The sequence below is a fragment of the Kitasatospora sp. NPDC053057 genome (genome assembly GCF_044546945.1).
GTDB lineage: Bacteria > Actinomycetota > Actinomycetes > Streptomycetales > Streptomycetaceae > Kitasatospora.
This window is the reverse complement of record NZ_JBITZP010000112.1, coordinates 1-3,652: the sequence shown is the minus strand read 5'-3', so window position 1 is coordinate 3,652 and position 3,652 is coordinate 1. Positions and strand designations below refer to the sequence as shown.

At 68.8% G+C, this 3,652-nt stretch carries 4 protein-coding genes; 1 reads left to right on the top strand and 3 read right to left on the bottom strand.

Annotated elements, in window-relative coordinates:
• The 3 genes from istB to ACIG5E_RS39170 form a co-directional block, all read right to left on the bottom strand.
• A partial coding sequence (gene istB, locus ACIG5E_RS39180) for an IS21-like element helper ATPase IstB (protein ID WP_396542052.1) occupies window positions 1–639 on the bottom strand: 639 nt, incomplete at its 3' end.
• Complete coding sequence (gene istA / locus ACIG5E_RS39175) at window positions 636–1,898, bottom strand: IS21 family transposase (RefSeq protein WP_396542054.1); 1,263 nt, start codon at window positions 1,896–1,898, stop codon at window positions 636–638. The genes istA and istB, both read right to left, overlap by 4 nt.
• A gap of 85 nt (window positions 1,899–1,983) precedes the next feature.
• Window positions 1,984–2,907, bottom strand: a complete 924-nt coding sequence (locus ACIG5E_RS39170) for an oxidoreductase (protein ID WP_396542050.1) — start codon at window positions 2,905–2,907, stop codon at window positions 1,984–1,986.
• A 79-nt stretch (window positions 2,908–2,986) separates the two neighbouring features.
• Here ACIG5E_RS39170 and ACIG5E_RS39165 point away from each other — a divergent pair, with 79 nt between their 5' ends.
• Window positions 2,987–3,580, top strand: a complete 594-nt coding sequence (locus ACIG5E_RS39165) for a TetR/AcrR family transcriptional regulator (RefSeq protein WP_396542048.1) — start codon at window positions 2,987–2,989, stop codon at window positions 3,578–3,580.
• Window positions 3,581–3,652: the final 72 nt, after the last annotated feature.

Below are 3,652 nucleotides of genomic sequence, written 5' to 3'. Positions count from 1 at the left end.
CCCGAAGGGCAGGTTCGAGGTCACCATGACGGAGCCCTGCTCGTAGCGGGAGGCGATGAGCTGGAAGAACAGGTTCGCCGCGTCTTGGTCGAACGGGATATAGCCGACTTCGTCGATGATGATCAGCTTGTAGCGGCGGATCTTCTTCAACTCGGCGTCCAGGCGGCCTGCTTGGTGGGCCTCGGCGAGGCGGGTGATCCAGTTGCTGGCGGTGTCGAACAGGACCGAGTAGCCGGCGTGGGCGGCCTTGACACCGAGCCCGATGGCCAGGTGGGTCTTGCCTATGCCTGGCGGGCCAAGCAGGATCACGTTCTCCGCCTTCGCGACGAACGTGCCGGTGGCCAGGTGGGCGAGGACATCGCGCCGCAGCGATGGCAGGTGGTCGAGGTTGAAGTCTTCCAGGGTCTTGACCTGCGGAAAATGAGCGGTGCGGATCCGCATCACGGTGCCCTTGGACTCCCGGTCGGCGACCTGCCGCTGCAGCAGCGCGGCCAGGTATTCCTCGTGGGACCAGTTCTCGTCCCTGGCCTGCTCGGCGAGTTCCTCCCAGAACGCGCCGATCGTCGGGGTCTTCAGGACCCGGGTCAGGTAGGCGATCATGGACGGCAGGCCGTCCTTGGTCGGCGCGGTGGTGGTCACTCACTGCTCGCTTTCGTTGTGCTCGCGGGGTCGAAGTCGACGCCGAACAGGGCGTCGTAATCGGGCAGGGCCCGGAGGGCGACGGCATGGCCGTCGCTGTGCTGGCGGGTTGCCGCCTGGCGTCTTTGCCGGTCCAGGGCCAGGGCCTGGCGCATCCGGGCCGCGGTAGCCGCGTGGTCGGGGTCGGTGACCACGGCCTGCTTGGCCCAGGACCGCTGGTGGTGGGCGACGATCTGGCCGTCGCAGATGGCCATGACCGTGTCCGGCATGGCGGTCACGTCGACGAACCGGCCGATGGCCTGCGGGTCCACCGAGTAGTCGACGGTGTCGACGCGGACGTAGTAGTCCCGTCCGAGTCGGACGCGCTGTGTCAGCCCGATTGGCGGGGCGAAGGGCGGCAGCGCGATCATCGCCTGGCGGTCGGTCTCCAGCAGGTCGACCGGGCGGCCCTGGATGGAGCGGACGGTGCGGGCGTTGGCCCGCTGCAGCCACTCGGCCAGCTGCTGGTTGAAGTCGGCCGGCGAGGCGAACTGCCGTCCCGGTAGGAACGAGGTTTCCAGGAACTGGTTGTTCCGCTCGACCATGCCCTTGTATTCGGGGTCGCGGGGCGGCGCGAGCTTGATCTTCGTGGCCAGCGTCCCGGCGAACGCGGCGGCCAGTGCGGTCACCTTCCCGCTGCCGCCGATGGCTGCCTCGCGGTCCCAGACCAGCGTGTGCGTCACCCGGCCGATGCCGCTGATCAGCGACCACATGCCCGCCAGGATGTCGCCGCCCTGCCGTGTCGGGATCATTTCCGCGGTCAGGAACCGGGAGAAGCCGAGCGTCATGACCAGGACCGGTAGGACCCGCTGCTGGCCGGGTGCGACCTGGACCCTCGTCTCCGGGAACCACAGGTCGCACTGGGTGATCTGGCCGGGTTCGTAGGTGACCCGGTCGACCGGGTCGATGCCGACGTACTCCGGCCGGATCTCGGCCAGCTTCTTCGTCAGCGGCGACATCGAGTACGGCCACTTGATCCGCTCGGCGATCACCGGGGCCGGCATCGTCGGCCACTCGTTCAACAGGCCCCGGATCTGCGGCTCGAAGGCGTCCGCTACCCGTCCGCGCGGGGCCCGTTCGTACTTCGGCGGCCGGTCCGAGTTCAACGCGGCCCGCACCGTGTTCCGGGCCACCCCCAGCCGCCGTGAGATCTCCTTGATGGGCACGCCCTCTGCTCGATGCAGCCGACGTATCTCCGCCCAGTCCTCCACCTTCAGCACCCTCTTGTATCGAGCAGCCTCCGTGACACCGAGTGCGGCCACCTGCCCCGTTGCAGGTCGCCGACTCGGTGGGTCGGCCACGGCTTCAGGATCGAAGTGCCGCAGTCAGCTTCGGGAAGGTGACGCCGGTCAGCTCTTCGGAGACGGTCCACAGGCGGTGGGCTGTGGCCGGGTCGCTGGCCGCTGCCGAACGGCCGGCCAGGGATGGGGCGCCACGCATCTCGAACATGCCGTCGGGGCCGACGTAGCTCGCGCCGGGAAGGTCCTGAACGGCGGCGTAGAGGGTGGGGAGTGCGCCGGCCTCGCCGTCCTGGGCGATCAGCCTGTTGACGAGACGGTAGAAGAGGGTTCGCAGGAGGCTGGCGTCGTGGCTCTGGAGGTTGGTGGCGGCCAGGCCGGGGTGTGCGGCGAGGGCGCGGACGGGCGAGCCGGTGGCGCTGAGTCGTCGCTGGAGTTCCAGGGTGAAGAGCAGGGTGGCGAGCTTGGACTGGCTGTAAGCGGTCAGCGGGTTGTACTCGCCGGTCAGGTCGAGGTTGTCGAAGTGGATGCGGGGGTTGCCCGGGGCCTTGTGCGCGCCCGAGGACAGGGACACCACGCGGTCGGTGATGTGGGGCAGCAGCAGGTTGGTCAGGGCGAAGTGGCCGAGGTGGTTGGTGCCGAACTGGGTCTCGAAGCCGTCCTTGGTGCGACCCTCCGGGACGTTCATGACGCCGGCGTTGTTGATGAGCAGGTCCAGGTCGCCGTGCCAGTCGGCGGCGAACTCGCGCACGGAGGCGAGGTCGGCCAGGTCGAGCCGGCGGACCTCCACGCTGCCGTTCACCGTCGCGGCTGCGGCTTCGCCGCGCTTGGTGTCCCGTACGGCGAGGACGACGTGGGCGCCCGCGGCGGCCAGGGCTGTGGCGGTGGCGAGGCCGAGGCCGCTGTTGGCGCCGGTCACGACGGCGGTGCGGCCGGTCTGGTCGGGGATGTCGGTGGTGTTCCAGGGGCGGGTCTGCGTGTTCTTTGCCATGCCCCCAATGTATTCACTGATCACAATGTAGTCAACGATCACAATGTATTCATCGAATACACTCGGCTAGGCTGAGGGCATGACGAACCGCCCCTACCACCACGGAGACCTCCCCACCGCGCTGCTCGCGCGAGCCGAGACGACATTGCGCGAGAAGGGCACGTCCGCCCTGTCCTTGCGCGAACTGGCCCGCGAGATCGGGGTGAGCCCCGGCGCGCCGAGTCGCCACTTCAAGTCCAAGCAGGCCCTGCTGGACGCCCTGGCGCTGACCGGGTTCGAGCGGCTCGCCGAGACCATCGCGGCCTCGCAGGAAGGCGCCGGTGAGACATTCGCCGACCGGCTGGATGCCGCAGCCCGCGCCTACGTGGGCTTCGCCGTGGCCAACGCCGCACTGCTTGACCTGATGTTCTCCGTCAAGCACAGTGCGCAGGCGCCGCAGGCCCTCGGGGCGAGCGCCCATCGATGGTCCGATCAACTCCTGGAGCTGATCGGCGACGGGCAGCGCCGGGGCGAAGTACGCGAGGGGCCACTCGAACGGATCGCCCTGCCGATCGTCGCGGCGCTGCACGGCTACGCGGGCCTGACGGTAAGCGGCGTGCTACCGCCGGAGGCGGCTGAGCACGGCTTGGACGACATGATCGCGGTCATCCTGCGCGGCAGCGCGCCGCAGTAGAGCCGCGCAGGATGACCAAAGGGGTCAACATTCAAGAACTGGCTGAGGGTCACTTTTCAGAGACTGGCGACA